This is a genomic window from Streptomyces rishiriensis (assembly GCF_003112535.1).
GTDB classification, from domain to species: Bacteria; Actinomycetota; Actinomycetes; order Streptomycetales; family Streptomycetaceae; genus Streptomyces; species Streptomyces rishiriensis.
Genome location: NZ_BEWA01000012.1, coordinates 525,125 through 541,421 on the forward strand (window position 1 = coordinate 525,125; position 16,297 = coordinate 541,421).

The window sequence follows — 16,297 nt, forward strand, 5'->3', positions numbered from 1 at the left end:
GGCTCAGTGCAAGGGCCGATGACCAGTCGGCTCACTTGTTACTGCGTTCCACACGCTGAAAACGTCACACCCTTCGTCGAAAAATTTCGAAGAGTGGCAGAACCGCAGGTCAGTGGCCGTGGTGACGGCGGCCGTCATGGTGGCCGCGGCCACCCCGGCCTCCGCCGTCGGCGCTGTCACCACCGTTTCCGCCGCTTCCGCCGTTCCCGCCGTTCCCGCCGTGGGAGGCGCCCTGATGTCCGTGGCCGCCGTTGCCGCCGTGGCCGCCGTTGCCGCCGTGGCGGTCGTCGCCGTCGTGCCGGTCGTCGTCGCCGTCGTCGCCTCGGCCGGGCTTGCCCTCCGAGCCGCCGTGGCCGCTCGCCCCGCCCTGGCTTCCGCCGTTGCCCCGGCCCTTTCCGGCGTCCCGGCCGGAGGCGTCCTTCCCCGTGCCGCGGGCGTCGCCGCGGGAGTTCGCGCCGACGCCGTCGAGCACGCCCGCGCAGTACGACGGCACCCGCTTCGGGCCGCCCGCCCGGTGCTCCAGGGCGCGTCGGTGCTTGGCGTCCGGGCTCCTGCCGGCGCTCAGCTCACGGCAGGACGCGATCACGCCGGGCGGCCATGCGCCGCGGGAACCCGGGGACGCCGAGGCGCCGTCGTCCTTCGTGCCGCCCCCGGCGCCCTTGCCGTCGCCCTCCGGCGTCGCCGGGGCCGTCCCGCCGCCGAGCGCACCCGAGGCGTCCGGGGACGGCGGGACGAGCGCCGGGCCGGGGGACGCCGGGGCGGAGACGGAGGCCGCGGGGCGGCCCGGTTCCGTACGGCCGAACGGGGTCGGCAGGAGGCCCGCCCCGCTCGCGACCGCGACCCCGCCGGCCATTCCGACGGCCAGCGCCGCCGCCAGTCCCAGACGCGCGGAGCGGCTCCAGCGGGAGGGCCGGCCGGCCTCCGGCGCCCGAGCGCCGATGCGCACCAGCCCGGCGTCGACGGCGAACACCTCGGCGCGCGGGGGCTGCCCGGTGCGGCCGGCGTGAGCGTCCCGGGCCGCCGCGGCGGTGCGAGCGGCGCGGAACGCGGGATCGGTGCGGTCCGCGTGCGCCTTGCGGAAGGCGGCCAGGGCCGCGGCCTCGCCGGGGAGCTCCTCGTCGTCGCGCAGGGGCTCGGCGGCCTGCGCCGACAACGCGGACAACGCGGACAACGCATCCAGGGTCCGGACGAGCCGTTCGGCCTCTTCGCGGGCCGGGCCGTCGACAGCGTTGTCGGGTGACTCACCGCGCAGCAGACGCTCCGCCGTTTCTCGGTCGAGCCACCTGTCCTGCTTGTCGGCCATCACATGTCCTTCTGCGTCCGCGTGCGCACATGCGTCACACCCGCGGGCGTCACCGCCCGTGCGCGGGGCCCCCGTTGAGGCGGCAGCGCGTCGAGCGCCCCGGTCGACTCCGGATCCTGGCGGAGCAGTTCGGCGAGCTTCTTCAGGCCGCGGTGCGCGGCCGTACGGACCGCGCCGGGTCGTTTGCCGAGCGTCTCGGCGGCCGTCTTGGCGTCCAGGCCCATCACCACGCGCAGTACGACGGCCTCGGCCTGGTCCTGCGGCAGCCGGGCGATGAGGCCGAGGGTGCGGCCGGTGGCCAGGGCCTCCATGGCCTCGCCCGCGGTGTCGGACGCGGCGGCCCGGCCGGTCAGCTCGGTGTCGTCGGCGACCGTCGCCGGGCGTCTGCCGCGCATGCGTACGTGGTCCAGCGCGCGGTTGCGGGCGATCCGGGCGGCCCAGCCGCGGAAGCGGTCCGCGTCCCCGGTGAACCGCTCCAGGTCCCGGGCGACCTGCAGCCAGGCCTCGGAGGTCACGTCCTCGGCGTCGAGATCGCCGACCAGCGTGCGCACGTACCCGAGCAGCCGCGGGTGCACCGCGCGGTACACAGTCCGGAACGCGCTCTCGTCCCCGTTCTGTGCCGCGAGCACCGCGGCTGTCAGCTCCGCGTCGTCCCCCACGTCGTGGTTCCTCGGTCGATGGTGCGCGGTTTCTGAGGACCGCAGGTCGTGTGCGGTGGTCTGCCGCTTGGCCGTCCGGCGCGAAAGGCACGTTACGACCTGAAACAGCCGCGCGTCCATGTCCGTAGAACATGCAACTAACTCGTGACGCGGTGGACGTGCTCGGGGTGTGACACAAAACGCACTCACGGCGCTGTAGGGAGTACGGGCCGCCGCGCGGCCCGTGCCGCGCGACGGCCGGGGCCTCTCCTGTGGGGGGTGGCGGCCTCGGCCGTTGCCTTGGCTGCCACGGCTCACCCGCCGTTTCCGCCCCCCGCGTCCTGCCGTTGCGCCTTCGTCTTCGTCTTCGTCTTCGCCGACGGATTCCCGGGCTCCGCGGACTCGCCGGGCCCCGCGGACCCACCGGACCGGACGGCCCCGCCGCCCTCGGCCGCCCCACTGCCCTCGGCCGTCTCACTGCCCTCGGCCGTCCCGCCGGACTCGCCGTCCTTGCCGTCCTTGCCGTCCTTGCCGTCCTTGCCGTCCTTGTTGTCCTTGTTGCCCTTGCCGTCCTTGTCGTCCTTGTCGGCGTGGCCCGTCGCGCCGGCCTTGGGGGAGCCGCCGTCCTTGCCGGTCTCGTCGCCCCCGGCGGTGGTCGTCCGCAGTCCGGACGCCGCGCAGTACGCCTCGACGTTGCTCTCGCCGCCCGCCGCCGTCACGAGCCGCTGCCAGGCCGTGGAGCCCAGGTCGTCGCCGCGCCCCCGGGCCTTCTCGTAGGCGCGGCAGCGGGCCGCGGCGTCCTCGGCGCTTCCGGCCTTCGCGGGACGGTCCCGGTCGGCGTCGCCCGTGACGGACGGGACGGCGGAGAGCGTCCCGGACGGACCCGTGGTCGTCCCGGCCGACTGCCGAGGACGCCCCACGCCGCCGTCGCCCACGCCGATGCCGTCGCCGCCGCCCGTGCCGGAGCCGATCGCGGCGAACGCGGCCCCGCCGAGCGCCAGTCCGGCGATCAGCGCGCAGAGCGTGACCCGCAGCGAGCGGGCGGTGTGCCGCCGGGCCAGGGGCCGCCAGTCGTCACGACGCCGGGTACGGACGCGGCGCGCCCTCGCGCCCCCCGCATCCCGGGCGGCCCGGAATGCGGCGACGGCCCGCTGCTCGCCCTCACTGCCCTCACTGCCTTCCTGCGGACGGTCGCTGGGTGCGCGCAGGGCACGGGCGAGCAGCGCCTCGAGCCCCGAGGGGTCGGCGACGGCGTCGTCAGGGCGCGCGCGCCGACGGCCCTGGCCCGCGCCGTCGTTCAGCCGTTCACCCATGTCCGTTTCCGCCTCTGTCCCGAACGTCCGTTCCGACCGCTCGTCCGGCCGCCGACCCCACCACGCCTCCACCGCTCGCACGCCGGTCCCTCAGTGATCGATACGGCCCGTGGGCGTCACCGTTCACGTCGACTCCCCCAGCGTCCGCGGGACGCCATCCGTCACACCCTCGCCGCCGCGGTCGTGCGCGGCCGTCTCGCGCTCGGCGTCCAGCTGTCCGGCCAGCCGCTTCAGGCCGCGGTGCGCGGCCGTGCGCACGGCGCCGGGACGCTTGCCGAGCACCCGGGCCGCGGCAGGCCCGTCCAGTCCGATGACGACCCGCAGCAGCACGGCCTCCGCCTGGTCCCGGGGCAGCCCGCGCACCAGCTCCAGGGCCTGCGCGGTGGAGAGGGACTCCAGCGCCAGGTCGTGGGTGCTGTGCGGCCCGGGCAGGTCGAGGACGGCGTCCTGCTCCAGCGCCGCCGAGCGCGGCCGCACCCGCAGCCGGCGCAGGTGGTCCAGGGCACGGTGCCGGGCGATGGTCGCCGTCCAGCCCCGGAACCCGGCTCCGTCGCCGCGGAAGCGTCCCAGATCCCGGGCTATCTCCAGCCAGGCGTCGGAGGCCACGTCCTCCGCCTCCTCGCCGACGATCCCGCGCAGATAGCCGAGCAGTCCGGGCTGGACGATCCGGTACGCCACGGCGAACGCGGCCTCGTCCCCGTCCTGGGCCCGCGCCACGGCCGCCCCCAGTTCCCCGTCGTACGCGTGCGCGCGCCGGGGTTCCCCTCCCTGGCCCAAGACTTTCCTCGTTCGTACGGTGTCCGGTGCGGTCACGCGGCTCCCCCGCCGGACACCGGGTCCGGATGCGGCCGCGCCCCCACGCTCATCAGCGCCGCCCCGCACAGAAGTGTCACAGCGCGCGCCGACCCGACACCGGGCCCAGCGGAACTACGACGCCCCGCCCGGCATGGCTCGGCGGGACGTCCGCACACCTCGGATCACGCGCAAGGGCGCGGGTTCCAGCCAGCGGCTGGACCGGTGCCGGGAGGCCTTCGAACACATCACGGCGTTGAGCAGGTTCCTTATCCGCCAGCATCTTCCAGGCTTGCCGATGGCCTTGAGGGTCTCGGGGCCTTTGACGGTTTGCCGACGTCGTAGCGAAGTGCCGGGCGTTTGTTCCTGGTGCCGGGTGGCCGTCCGGGTCCAGTGCCTGTGGGTTCGGGAACACTGGGCCGGGCAGGCGCGGTGAGCGCGGATGCGTTCATCTCCCATGCGGACTCGGGCTGGGGTGAGCCTGTCGAGGACGGTGGGCCTCTCCCACGGCCGACGAAGGCCCTCGGTGAGGGCCGGGCCAGTCGGAGCCGAGTGCGGGCGACGATCAGGAGCCAGGTCCAGCAATCCGCGGCCTCGGGAGTACGGAGTTTGGGGGTGGTCTTGTCCAGGGGCAGTTTCGCGAAGCGAAAAAGTGCGTTTCAGATCGAAGCGACGGAGGAGCGTCTGCCGGAAACAGTCCACGTCGTCAGCGGCGCCCCCCTTCGAGGACCATGACCGCACCGGCGGAAAATCCCTTTCTTTCGACAGGTGCTCAGCCTTCAGCCGGATCAAATGCCCTAGACCGGAATGAACTGCGAGGCCGTGTTCGCGAGGCCGTAGACGTGGCGTAGCAGTCCCTCCGCTGAGCATTGGCACGTCCGAGCGAGAGCCAGGGCGACACGTTGACCCGCCAGAACGAGGCCCACCGGCGTTTTAACCGCGCCTGGCTAGTCGAAACCAGCCGACCACCCGAGGCCTTCGCTCGCTGATCCAGCCACTCCTAGATCGTCGGGCCGAGAAAGTGCGGAAACCAAGCGGGTGAGTTTGATCTCTACGAACCCTGCCCCTTCGAGCCCGTCGTTCGGATAGTCATCCGAGACCTGAGGCACGACTCGCTCTTCCTTCACCAAGGCGAGTGACGAATCGTCGTATGAAACGAGAATTTCTCCGTTCCTGCGGAAAGTGGGGACTGGCCAATTACGCGAGTCCCACGGATCCAACTCCCCCAGGATCGCCCACCGCCCTTGAAGCAATCCGCGGTCACCGAAACGGCACACGTGAATCGCAGAGGAGGGATCGAATTCATACAACTTACCCAGGCCATCCAGCGAAGAAATGCGCCCACCGAAGAAGTAACCGGGAACCACCCCCCGGCCATCCATTCGAGCCACAACCCCCAGGACATGGCCAAAATCGCGGAGGGGAACCGCGAAGACGTCACCACTCTTATACGGAAGGGCCTTCACCATCGCCCGCCTTGCACATCAGGGAACCATTTATCGAAGAATTGCCCCGCAGTATCCATGCATTTGTTATAATTTCGATTCTTTACGCTAACAGACGCAGCGAAGCCTCGTCGGAGAACCGTTCCGCGAGGCTCCTGCTGCATCATTTTGGTGGACCCCCACAGCATTATTTGCATTTCATTTTAGCCTCATGGAAGCAGCTTGAATAATGCGCGGAATGCTAGAGGCGTAATTCGATAGAGCCTAACTTGGCTCGCCGCTCCGGCCAATCTGCTCCGCCATTTCAAGCAAATATTCAGGAAGCTTCGATTTGGCTGCAAGGACTTCGATGCCAACGAGATGACTGGCCTCATCAAAATCCAGATTGATCATACCCTCCACCTGAACCGGGTCGCACGGGTACATGCGCGCAACTCTCGCATCGACCCGAGGGTCAGTGAAATACAGGTACGCTGCATCCGCCTCGGCATCGTAGGTGATTCTCACATCAGCCATGGTCAACGCCCTCCCGTGAGGCGGTTGATATAAGCCCTGTCCACGTTCGTCATCACGGCATTGACGTTTCCGTCAATCGCCTTGGCGATGAAAACCCTTGAGCCAGAATCGTAGTAGCCAGTCTTCCATTGATCGTCGTGAAGATAGGAAAACGGCTGGTTTCCGAGGACTTTCTCAGCCTCCTCCGGCGAAACTCCACGCTGGCTCAAACGCTGAAGGGCAGGCGACGCGAACGCAGAACTTGCACTTGGGGGAGCGTGCACCGGGGCGGGGGTGGGCTTCAGTGTTACATCATTGCCCGGCTGCCCCTCGCATGTACACGAGGGGTCATGGCCGTCGAAATATCCTCCACAGTTACGGACCAAGACCGGCGTGGCACCAGCGAGTACATAGTACGTGTGCTAAGCGACCCCTCCCTACCTGCGTTTTCGCAGGTCAAGCGGTATTCGGCGGTCCGCTGAGGTGCGGGTTCAGCCGGGGTTATTCGTGGTTGTTGCCGTCACTACTGCCGTAAGGGGTCTAGACCACGGGATTCGGTGGGGCCGACCTGCTCCGACAGCTCCCGCGCCTGGGCGTTTGTCCCTATCCTGGCCTCATGAGCACCTTGCGGGAAGAGCTGCACGAGCTGATCGACCGACTGCCGGAGTCGCAGGTCGCGCCGATACTCGCCATCGTGCGGGAGAGCACCCCGGCCGAGGACGGCGGGGAGAAGTGGCCGCTGCCCGACTTCGTCGGCGCACTGTCCAGCGGTAAGGGGGACCTGGCCGCCCGCTCCAGCGAGATCTTGCGCGCCGAGCTGGGACGCGACGCCGAATGATCGTCTGGGACACCGGGGCGCTGGTCGCCGCCGCGGACGCCGACGATCAGGACCACGCCCGCTGTGTCGAGCTGATGCGCCGCACACCGCGCCCGCTGCTGGTGCCCTACCCGGTCCTCACCGAGGTCTGCTACCTGCTGGAACGCGAGCACGGCACCCGTGCGGAGGCCGCGTTCCTGCGCTCGGTGAGCCTCGGGCAGGTCAGCCTGATCCCCCTGGCCGCCGCAGACATCGACCGCATGGTCGAACTGGTCGAGAAGTACGCCGACTTTCCCCTCGGCGCGGTCGACGCGTCCGTTTTCGCCGTCGCCGAGCGGCTCGGCGCGGATGCCATCGCGACCTTGGACCGCCGTCACTTCAGCGTCGTGCGTCCCAAGACGCCCCGCTCCTTCACTCTCCTGCCGTAGCCAGGCTGCCACGCTGACGTGCCCGGTCGCGCGTGGGGACGGTGGGATCTAGGACCGGTGTCCTGTGCAGTGCTCCCCCTGCCGAGCGGGACCAGCCGCCGCCCCCGGTAAGCCCAGCGCGACGCACCTGAAGGGTCGGCCCCCTGGTCGGCCCCTGCCTGCAATCCGGCCGTAGGACGTTCGTAGGCGACAACTTGCTCCGCCAGGAGCCCAGTTACGGTCAGCCCGGCGATCAGGCCCATTGCCGCTCCGGCAGCCCCGGATCACCCCCGACTGCGGTGGGCCGCTCGCCACCTGCGGCGTAACCGGCTTCCCGATTGAACGGCGGGCGCGTCGGCGACGGCGGCCAGCCCCGGCGGGCAGGGGCCGCCTTGAACCTCGTAGAGAAAATCTGAACGCGCCGCCCTGCCCAGCGTCCCGGCACGGCGGGTCAGCGGCCCCGCTCGCCGCCGCCCGACTCCAGGGCCTCGACGCGGGCGCGGAGGTCGGCAATCTGCTGAACGGCCTCGGCCAGCGCCCGTTCCAGCGCCTGGACGCGGGCCGTCGTCCCGCCGACGGGGGCGGTCGTCTCCGGGCCGTCGAGGTCATCAGCGTTGTCGGCGGCGTGATCGTGGTGGGCGACGAAGGCTCCCTTGCCGGGACGGGAGACCGCCCACCCCTCCTGCTTCAACAGGGCCATGGCCTTCTGCACAGTCAGGCTCGACGCCCCGAACTCCCGCATCAACGAGGACTGCGTCGGCAGCGGATCCCCCGGCTGAATCCTGCCCGACTGGATGCGCTCGCGCACGGCCGCGGCGATCACCTCGAACGTCAGCGGCACCCCGCTGCCCGCCGGCCTGCGCCCGCGCCTCGCCACCACCACGCCGGTCACCCCCGCTTTCCACGCCCTCTACCAGCGAAATCTGGCCCGTCCAAACCGGGAAACCGGCCCCACACTACCCGCGTCCCACCACCCACAAGAAAGGAATCAGGAGGGATGCACTTGAATGCGCCAGTGAGGTGATGCTAACGTCACGCACCCGCCGGTGATCACCACCGCGCCCCGCCGACCAAACCTCCTCTGGTCTGGCCCAGCGCCCAACTTCGAGGCGCCTGTTCCTCTGTGAGCCGATCACTTCGGCCTGCCCACGTCACCCCGCGCCCTACCGCTTCCGCGCTCCCGCCGAAAGGCCCCGTCCCGCATGCCCGCACAGCTTCAACTAAGGAACTCCTCGGCCACGCCCACATCGCCGTCACCGCCGAGGTCTACGCCCACGTCCGACTCCGCCTCCAGCACCAGGCCATCGAAGCCCTCGGTCAGTCCCTGGCCGACGGCGACGACCCTGACGACCCACCCCTCACCGCAGCGTCTGCCCGCTAACCCCAGCAAACCGAGCAGCCCGGAGCCCCGCACCGTCACCACGGTCCGGGGCTCTTTCGTCCACCGCCGTTGCCGTCAGCACTGCCGTCAAGCACCACAGGGCCCCGGGTGTAAGGACTTCCGCCCGGGGCCCTATTCACTGGTTCGAATGACATCCGTCCGTCAGCTGAAGGGGCATTCTTCGGGAGCTGCGACAAGGCCCTCTTGTGACCTCACCAGAAGATCGATCCCCACCTTCCCTGCCGCTTCAAGTGCCCGCTTCACCCGCTGATCGACTTCCGCATCGGACGTCATCACATGGATACGAAAAGAGCCATTCGGCAAATAAGTGAGATGCGGCTCAATGTAGACCGCGATATCATCCCCCAGCCACCAGGATGTCTCTCGCGATGAAGCAAACTCCACTTCGGAGAGTCCGTTGAGATCGCCCAGAACATTTAGCACATCGCGCGGAATACCGTCACACAGGGTCGACCTTCGCCATCCGATGAGATCGATCCAAATGGCGCTTGATTCGATTAGGCGGCACACATCGGCGTGCCACGGTAGGAATTCCCCCGACCATGACACTCCGAAGTATCCGTCCGCCCTGCAAACAAGTCCACATTGTACGAACTGCGGCTCCGCGAAGTTGAAAATCCATTCGTCAGCACTTGTCCGCCAAGGCTTCCCAGACTTGACACCGAGCCGAATCCAGCCCTGCAACTCGCCCCCCTGCACGGGAAACGAAATCCCCCCGAATTCCTGCTCCTGGGAGAGCAGGGCATCTCGCACACAGTCGGGAGCGTCGAATGAAATTACGGGCACGGGTCGCAAGATCCTCCTCCCCCAGACATCCAGGAAATTGCGAGCCTTGGGCGTCAATCTATCTACCACTTGCTCAATTCACTTCTTTCCGTCAAGGAAATCGAAGAGTGCTCTGCACGAAGGACACTTTGGATAGAGCTCGCCATGCGCTTCGGGCCCGTACTCTTGGCTTCCTCCCATGACCTTGACGGTCGTCGCCTTGGTTCCTGCTAGATCCGCACCCTGCAGCTCCAATTCGCACAGTGCCCCAATTTCAGAGCACCCCATGTGGTGCCCTGTGGCTTCTGCTGCGGTGCGCACCTGGGGCGTTAGCGCGGAAGGCGCTCGCGCCCCGCTGACCCCGTACCCAACCTTCCCGTCCGCCGAAGTGATTTCGCTGGCCGTATTGGTCTTGCCGATATTCGCGTCAGCAATATCGAGTAGTTCGTCGGACGCCTCGTCGCAGTTGTGGACGAGTACCGGCGTGGTTCCGGCGAGTACATAGTACGTATGCACCGTTCCGACCGTGAGGTCGTAGGTGGCGCCGCGTCGGTGATAGTTGCGGATCCCCGTCACCGTGACCGTCGTGCCGTCCGCCCGGCGGAGTTTCGTGCCGGCGGTCAGGTCGTGGGCGTCGGTCCACCGGTGGCGGGCGTTGTCCCAGAACGGGTGGTGCCAGGTCGTCGTGAGGGTGGCGGGAGCCGCCTTGTGTTGCCCGGTTGCGCTCGGTGGCCCGCGCACCGGTGCCGTGTCCAGGGTGAGGGTGGTGAAGTCCTTGTCGGTCGTGGTGACGATGACGTTCTTGACCTGTTCGGGGGCCGTCACCCCGGTCTGCGGGTCCGTGGCCAGGACCGTGTCGCCGGCCTTCACCTTGCTGATCGGTTTCGATGAACCGTCGGCCAGGCGGACCGCTGTGGCCGGGACGAAGCTGTGCGTCACACAGCTCGCGGCCTCTGATCCGGCATCTTCCGCCCGCCCCGCCTCCACGATCGCGTGTTCCGCTTTCACCGCGTCCTCGGCCACCTTTGCGGCCTCCTCCGCGTCCTTGACCGCCGTGTAGGCCCGGTCGAGGGCGCGCCAGACCTTGAAGGCCTCGACGCCAACCTTGATGGCCTTGAAGACCTTGCCCCAGGGGACGGCGTTCAGGGCGGTGTTCACACAGCCCATGACGTCGCCCTTGGTGAAGCAGTTGTAGGCGTCGGTCAGGCCTATGACGTCCGCGACGAGACTGAGCAGCTGGTGCTTGAAGCCGGAGGCCTGTTTCTTCGCCGCTGCCGCCGCCGCGTCAGCCGTGGCCTTCTGCCGTTGCAGAGCGCGTTCCTCCGCCTCCGCGTGGGCCGTGCTGTTACTGACGTCGGCCTGGTAGCGCTTGGCGTAGGACTTGGTGTTGTTGGGGGTGCTGCCCGACCCGGGGTGGTCGTTGATCGACGCCTTGGTGCCGACCGAGTCGCCCGGTGTGTAGTTGATGCAGTAAGGACAATTGCGGGTCGGGCAGTCGATGTCGGCGCAGCCGCCGGAGGGGTCGGAGGTGGTGACAGGGGTGTCGTCGGCATAGTCGTAGGCGTTCCAGGACTGCGGGGCGCCGGGGTCCAGGATCGGGTCGGGGCTGAGGAACCGGCCGACGGAGGGGTCGTACTCGCGGGCCCCGAGGTTGGTCAGGCCCGTGTTGTCGTCCTGGGTGCCGCCGACGAAACCTCGCTGCCCGATCCAGGCGCCCGACTGGTCGCGGGACTCACCGAAGGGCTTGTACTGGCGGCGGGTGACCGCTTGGGTCTGGGAGTCGATGGCCAGTGTGCCGGTGCCCTGGCGGTCAGGGATGAGGTAGGTGAACTTGCCGTCGGAGGAGTGCGTCGCCACCGTCTCGCCGGCGATGGAGATGTATCGCACGCCGTCGGCGCTCGCGGCGCCCTTCTTGACGGTGATCTCCTCATCGCCGGTGTAGAGGGTGCGGGCGTCAGGGCTGCGGCGCAGCAACAGGGTGCCGTCGGCGTCGTAGAGGTACGTCGTGTCGCCGCTCGTCCCGGTCGAGGACAGCTCGGAGAGGTCGCCCTCGTCGTCGTAGGTGAGGGTGTCGGTGCCGGCCCGGGTGGTGCGGGTGTGGACGTTGCCGTCCGCGTCGTAGGTGTACGAGTTGGCGGTGTCGGCGGCCGGGTCTCCGGTGGTGACCTTGGTGACCTGGGAGACGGCGTGCGCGGGACCGTTGCCTGTCGTGAAGGGGATGTACGTCGAGGTGGCGTCGTGGGAGGTGTCTCCCGAGGGATCGTGGTCGACCTGGAGGGAGCGGGCGCCGGTGGCGTCGTAGCTCCAGCTCTGCCAGTAGGCCGAGGGACCGCCCACCGTGGACGACCCCCCTGGCACCGGCTTGACCGCGCAGTCGTCCGTCGCGGTCCAGGCCGCCTTCAGACGCTGTGCCCAGTCATAGTCGAAGCACTGGGTGTCCGTGCTGCCGGTCTCCAGCTTGTCGGTGATCTTCGTGACGTTCCCGGACGGCTGGTAGGCGTAGGTGGTCTTGTCTGCGATCGAGGCACCGGACTGACTGACCGTGGTGGAGCCGGTCAAGCGGTGAGTCTGATCGTCGTAGCTCAGCGTCTGCTGGGTGAAGTTGCCTGACGTGCCGTAGGTGAACTGCGTCGGCTCGTCGAACTCGGTGTAGATCAGGCCGCTTACGTAGGCCCAGCCGTTGGTGTCGCCGCCCACGCCGATCGGGCGGCCGAAGGCGTCGTAGGTGTAGGAGACGGTCTCCTGCGGCAGTTTCACCGTGGCGGGCGAGGCGTCGGTGTAGTTCCTCAGTGTGCCCGTGAGGTTGTACGCGTTCTGGTGGGTATAGGTGCCGGCCAGCGCTCCCTCGGCTGCCGGGATCACCGTCTGGGTGGCCTGCGGCCACCCGTGGCTGTCGTAGCCGGCGACCTTCTGCGTGTACGCGCTTCCGCCGGTGCCGCCCACGTAGCGGGTCGACGAGGTGGGCTTGCCCTTCTTGAGGGTGTCGTACGTCCAGGCGGCCAGCTCGTTCGTGGTCGAGGCGGCGACTCCGCCGGTGACGTCGTACTCGGCCCTCTTGCGGCCCATCTCGTCGTAGTCGTAAGAGATGGTCTTGCCGCGGGCGTCCGTGCTGGTCAGTAGCTGGCCGGCGTTGTCGTACGTCGAGGACGAGGAGCCGGTGTCCGGGTCGGTCTGGGCGTCGCGGCGACCGAGGAGATCGTAGTGGCTGCTCCAGGTGTGGCCCTGACCGTCGTCCTGGCCGGTCTGATTGCCGTTCGCGTCATAGGTGTACGTGACCGTATCGGCGGTGCCGGTCGGGGTGTTTCCGTGGTAGCGCAGCAGTTTGACGGTCTGGCCGCGTGCGTCGGTGTAGGCGGTGGTGGGCGTGGAGCCGGCGGGCGGGGTGACGTCGACGCGGTCGGAGCCGGGATAGGCGGTGGTGGTGCGCCAGGTCTCGGTTGCGAAGTGGTAGGCGATCGACGCGGTGGCACGGCCCGCTCCGTCGTAGACGGTGCCTGTCTGTGAGGGCGTCTGGGTGTCGGCGGCGGCGACCAGGGTGCCGGACGGCGCACCGGAGTTGTAGTACGGCTGCGAGCTGCTCACAGCCCAGCCGTGCGAGTCGTAGACGGTGTCGGTGATGACCCGACCGCCGTCCACGGTGGCCGTCTGGGTCTCACGGGGGCGCAGCATCGCGTCGTAGAGCGCAATGGACGCGCGGTAGGCGTTGTTGTCCTGGAGGGTCAGCGTAGTGACGGTCGACGGGGCCGTCGGCGAGAGGTTGTAGGCGAACTTCGTGTTGGGGTTGTTGGCGGTGGAGAAGCCGGGGTTCCAGACGGCGGTCACACGGCCCAGGGGGTCGTAGGTGCTGGTGGTCGAGTAGGCGGCCGCGTCCGTGGTCTTCAGGTCAAGGCCACGGGCCGGGTCGAGCGTGGTGGTCGTCGTGAAGCCCGCCGTCTGGCCGGTGACCTTCGGCTGGGTGACGGCCACGGAGGTCGGGGACGCGCCGGCGGTGGGGGTGTAGACGGTGGTCGTGACACGGCCGTCCGCGTCGGTCTCGGTGAGTTCGCGGCCGTAGGTGTCGTAGGTGTTCTTCAGGGCCGTGACGTAGTGCACGGTGCCGTCGGCGTTCACCTTGTCGGCCTTTTGCACCATCGTCACGTCGCCCTTGGTCGGCGTGGCGGTGTTGTCGGTGGAATTGTCGAAGAACGTCAGGTCGTCGCTGATGAGGTTCTTTGTGAGGTCCGGGGTGGTTGCGCACTTGACGGAGACCGCCTGCACCCGGCGCGGCACCGGCAGCGCGTTGCCTGAGGCATCCTGGGAGTACCAGGTGCGGGTGCATTTGTCGTCGTTCGGGGTGGAGACGTCGCCCAGGTCGTCCACGGACTGGGGCAGGCCGGAGGCGTCGAGGGCGTAGTCGATCTCGGTGGTCAGCGGGGTGCCGTCCGCCTTGGTGGTGAGGGTGCGGGAACGCCTGACGTTGGCGCGGCGGGCGACAAGGGGATCCAGGCCCGACTTCGTGCGTGTCTGGGTGGCTGTCGCCGCAGAGCTCCATGGGTCGGTGACGACGTCCGAGAGACGTGCGCCGCCGTCCCCGTCGTAGGACTCGCTCTCCAGGGTCTGTCCAGCCAGCCAGTCGGAGTCCTTCTGCGCGTCGTCTCCGGCGCTGTCATCGAGGGTGACGCTGCGGGTGCCGGAAGAGGTCTTGTCGCCGTCCATGCCGCGGAAGAAAGTCTGCCGGGCCAGGGTGATCTTCGCGGGCGAGGTGCCGGTGCGGGTCTCGACCCGGCCGTAGCCGCGCCACTGGTTCCAGGTGCGGTACTTGGCCTGGGTGAGCGGGTCGTCGTTGAAGTGCCAGGCCGGATCGCCGAGGTACTTGTAGTCCGTCTCGATGGGCAGGCCGCCGGCGGTGGGGTCCTGTGTGGTGACGGAGTTGACGACGAACTTGTTGAACCAGTCCAGTTGCGGCGAGGTCTGGCCGGGCGGGGTCCAGTACTGCGGGTAACAGCGGTAGGCGTTGCCGTCTGGGCTGGATGGCAGCACTTGAGTGCCCGCGCGGTGACATTGAGGCCCTGTGTAGTTGACGGTGACGAGGCTGCCGGACTCAGTGGTGATCTTCGTCAGCCGGTATCGGGTGATCGGCTGGTAGCCGTCCAGGCCGTCGACCCGGTTGGCCAGGGCCTGGCCGTCGAACTTCACCGGGGGCAGGGCGAGGCTGCCGCCGTCCTTGCCCGTACGCGTGATGGACGACAGCCACAAGGAAGGAGTGGTGGTGTCCCCCGTGGAGGGGAAGGCGTGCGCGAGCGACCACGCATCCACGTCCTGGTAGGCGGTGCCCACCAGGACCTGGGAGCGGATGCCGGAAAGACGTCTGGTGGTGAAGAAGGCCGGGCCGTGGTTGTCGCAGGTGCCGGAGGACGCGCAGACTTGGTCGACGGGGACATCCGGCCAGTGCGAGGCGTTGGCGGAGGTCATCTTGGCGGGCGTGCAGTCGAAGCTCGCGTCCGGCAGGCAGCGCTCTGCGGTGTCGAAGAATACCTGGGCGGCGGCTGGGGACGCGGAGTCGTAGACCTTCCCCGCGAGCTGCCCGTACTGGATCTTGGAGAGGTAGCCGCCGCGTGTGTACGCGGTCGGGGTGGTCGTGTTGTTCCGGCCGTAGTAGTCCATCTCGGGCGTGTACCAGTAGCTGAGGGCGTTGCCGTGCGGGTCCACGACGTAGTCGAGGTTCCATCGGTAGCCCTGCTGGCACCAGGAGGCGGCGAACGTCGAGGCGTGGCACGGTTCGTTCGCGTCGTTGCCGTACACGGGCGCTGTGTACACCGAGTTGGTGCTCGCATTGCCGGAGGTCCAGCCGGGCAGGCGATTCAGACCGAAGTAGTACTTGGTGCCGTCGGCGGTGGTCACGACGAAGTACTCGTTGTCGTTGTCGCCGTTGACCGTGTCGGTCTTGATCTCGATCTTCTCGCCGTTGTCGCCCTGCGGTCGCCAGGTGTTGGAGGCGCCGTCGTGGACGAGCGTGTTGGACGCACCGTTCAGCGACAGGGTGAGCGCGTCGGCGTCATCGGACCAGCACTCGTCAGACGTCTTCGGCGTGCCGTTCGCCGTGTCGTCGGCGCAGGACGCATAGCTGCGCTCGACGAAGCCGGGCGCGTAGTCCCAGCCGTCACCGATCCACGAGGACTGGGCATTGGTGGAGGAGGTGCGCCCGTCCACGTTCTGCGAGCCGTAGTCCAAGGACACGCTCGGCACCAGGCTGCCCGGGACGTCCGGCACAGAGACGGGGTACGAGTAAGTGAAGGCACCGCTGGATCCGCCGGCCGTCCACTGTCCGGACGGAGCGAGTGAGGTGGCGGCGTAGCTGCCTCCGCCGCCCGACGCACCGGCCACTGCCGCCACGACCATGGGTGAGACGCCAGCTGCCGTTGTGGTTGAGGTGCGGGGCACCTGAACGGTCGCGGTGACCTTCTGGTTCCGGGTGTCGTTGGCCGAGGGCAGTGGTGTCTGGGTACGGCAGCGGGCAGCATCCGGAGTGGTCAGGGCGCAGGCGGGCAGTTGCACGAGGTGCAGGCGTGAGGCCCAGTCGCCGCCGTACGCCTCCTTGAACGCCGCGTATTCCAATCCGACTTGGGCACTGCCGCCGGCTGTGCCACCCTCGGGCCGCACGGTGAGGACCACTCCGTGCAGCCCGAGGCGCTGCGCGGCCGACTGGCCCGGCAGCGAAATGTGCAGCCTGGTTCCGGCGGGGGCACGGTGCGTGGCCTTCGGCGCGACGGCGACGGACACGGGCAGCGCGCCGGCCCGTGCCGGTGCAGTGGCGAGGGCGGTCTCGGCCTCGCCCGCCTCGGGCCACGCGTCCTTGGCGTCCTTGGCGTTCCAGGAGGGCATGTGCGGGCGGGTGAGGGAACGGCTTCTCACCGCACTCACCGGTACAGACCGCTCCATTT

13 protein-coding genes are annotated in these 16,297 nt (G+C 68.8%); 2 read left to right on the plus strand and 11 right to left on the minus strand.

The features are described from left to right. Positions 1-109: 109 nt before the first annotated feature. The 7 genes from Sri02f_RS21710 to Sri02f_RS41310 form a co-directional block, all read right to left on the minus strand. Entirely contained in the window at positions 110-1,303 is a 1,194-nt protein-coding gene (locus Sri02f_RS21710) for a hypothetical protein (protein ID WP_109002976.1), read from the minus strand. Beyond that, positions 1,303-1,962: an RNA polymerase sigma factor gene (locus Sri02f_RS21715; protein ID WP_109002977.1), complete on the minus strand. Its 660-nt coding sequence runs from the start codon at positions 1,960-1,962 to the stop codon at positions 1,303-1,305. Before Sri02f_RS21715 ends, Sri02f_RS21710 begins: the two co-directional genes overlap by 1 nt. A gap of 293 nt (positions 1,963-2,255) precedes the next feature. Then, positions 2,256-3,254 (minus strand): hypothetical protein, encoded by a 999-nt coding sequence (locus Sri02f_RS41305; protein ID WP_159106760.1) that lies wholly within the window; start codon positions 3,252-3,254, stop codon positions 2,256-2,258. A 123-nt stretch (positions 3,255-3,377) separates the two neighbouring features. Continuing rightward, positions 3,378-4,031, minus strand: a complete 654-nt coding sequence (locus tag Sri02f_RS21725; protein ID WP_109002978.1) for an RNA polymerase sigma factor — start codon at positions 4,029-4,031, stop codon at positions 3,378-3,380. 962 nt (positions 4,032-4,993) lie between these two features. Continuing rightward, the gene (locus Sri02f_RS44130; protein WP_109002979.1) at positions 4,994-5,515 is read right to left on the minus strand and encodes an Imm26 family immunity protein; all 522 of its coding nucleotides are present in this window, start codon (positions 5,513-5,515) and stop codon (positions 4,994-4,996) included. A 240-nt stretch (positions 5,516-5,755) separates the two neighbouring features. After that, positions 5,756-6,007 carry a DUF2283 domain-containing protein gene (locus Sri02f_RS21740; protein WP_109002980.1) on the minus strand — a complete coding sequence of 84 codons (252 nt, stop codon included), beginning with the start codon at positions 6,005-6,007 and terminating at the stop codon, positions 5,756-5,758. Positions 6,008-6,009: 2 nt separating this feature from the next. Next, positions 6,010-6,216, minus strand: coding sequence for a hypothetical protein (locus Sri02f_RS41310; RefSeq protein WP_159106761.1), 207 nt, complete (start codon positions 6,214-6,216; stop codon positions 6,010-6,012). A gap of 386 nt (positions 6,217-6,602) precedes the next feature. Between Sri02f_RS41310 and Sri02f_RS21745 the strand changes: the two genes are divergently transcribed. Together Sri02f_RS21745 and Sri02f_RS21750 are read left to right on the plus strand one after the other, a co-directional pair. After that, positions 6,603-6,824 (plus strand): hypothetical protein, encoded by a 222-nt coding sequence (locus Sri02f_RS21745; protein ID WP_109002981.1) that lies wholly within the window; start codon positions 6,603-6,605, stop codon positions 6,822-6,824. Next, a complete protein-coding gene (locus Sri02f_RS21750; protein ID WP_109002982.1) occupies positions 6,821-7,231 on the plus strand; it encodes a type II toxin-antitoxin system VapC family toxin in 411 nt (136 codons plus the stop codon). Before Sri02f_RS21745 ends, Sri02f_RS21750 begins: the two co-directional genes overlap by 4 nt. A gap of 430 nt (positions 7,232-7,661) precedes the next feature. On the opposite strand, the gene Sri02f_RS21755 is transcribed toward Sri02f_RS21750, so the two are convergent. From Sri02f_RS21755 to Sri02f_RS43660, 4 genes are all read right to left on the minus strand, one after another. Then, the gene (locus Sri02f_RS21755; protein ID WP_245970717.1) at positions 7,662-8,102 is read right to left on the minus strand and encodes a winged helix-turn-helix domain-containing protein; all 441 of its coding nucleotides are present in this window, start codon (positions 8,100-8,102) and stop codon (positions 7,662-7,664) included. Between the two features lie 324 nt (positions 8,103-8,426). Further along, positions 8,427-8,633, minus strand: a complete 207-nt coding sequence (locus tag Sri02f_RS42075) for a hypothetical protein (protein ID WP_174855682.1) — start codon at positions 8,631-8,633, stop codon at positions 8,427-8,429. A 120-nt stretch (positions 8,634-8,753) separates the two neighbouring features. Next, on the minus strand, positions 8,754-9,398 hold the full coding sequence (locus Sri02f_RS41315; protein ID WP_159106762.1) for a hypothetical protein: 645 nt from the start codon (positions 9,396-9,398) through the stop codon (positions 8,754-8,756). A 78-nt stretch (positions 9,399-9,476) separates the two neighbouring features. After that, positions 9,477-16,238, minus strand: coding sequence for an RHS repeat-associated core domain-containing protein (locus Sri02f_RS43660; protein ID WP_281261896.1), 6,762 nt, complete (start codon positions 16,236-16,238; stop codon positions 9,477-9,479). Positions 16,239-16,297 lie beyond the last annotated feature (59 nt).

Coding starts and splice junctions, on each gene's coding strand:
- Sri02f_RS21750 (WP_109002982.1), top strand. CDS start 6,821: ATGATCGTCTGGGACACCGGGGCGCTGGTCGCCGCCGCGGACGCCGAC.
- Sri02f_RS21745 (WP_109002981.1), top strand. CDS start 6,603: ATGAGCACCTTGCGGGAAGAGCTGCACGAGCTGATCGACCGACTGCCG.
- Sri02f_RS43660 (WP_281261896.1), bottom strand. CDS start 16,238: ATGCCCTCCTGGAACGCCAAGGACGCCAAGGACGCGTGGCCCGAGGCG.
- Sri02f_RS41305 (WP_159106760.1), bottom strand. CDS start 3,254: ATGGGTGAACGGCTGAACGACGGCGCGGGCCAGGGCCGTCGGCGCGCG.
- Sri02f_RS44130 (WP_109002979.1), bottom strand. CDS start 5,515: ATGGTGAAGGCCCTTCCGTATAAGAGTGGTGACGTCTTCGCGGTTCCC.
- Sri02f_RS21740 (WP_109002980.1), bottom strand. CDS start 6,007: ATGGCTGATGTGAGAATCACCTACGATGCCGAGGCGGATGCAGCGTAC.
- Sri02f_RS21710 (WP_109002976.1), bottom strand. CDS start 1,303: ATGGCCGACAAGCAGGACAGGTGGCTCGACCGAGAAACGGCGGAGCGT.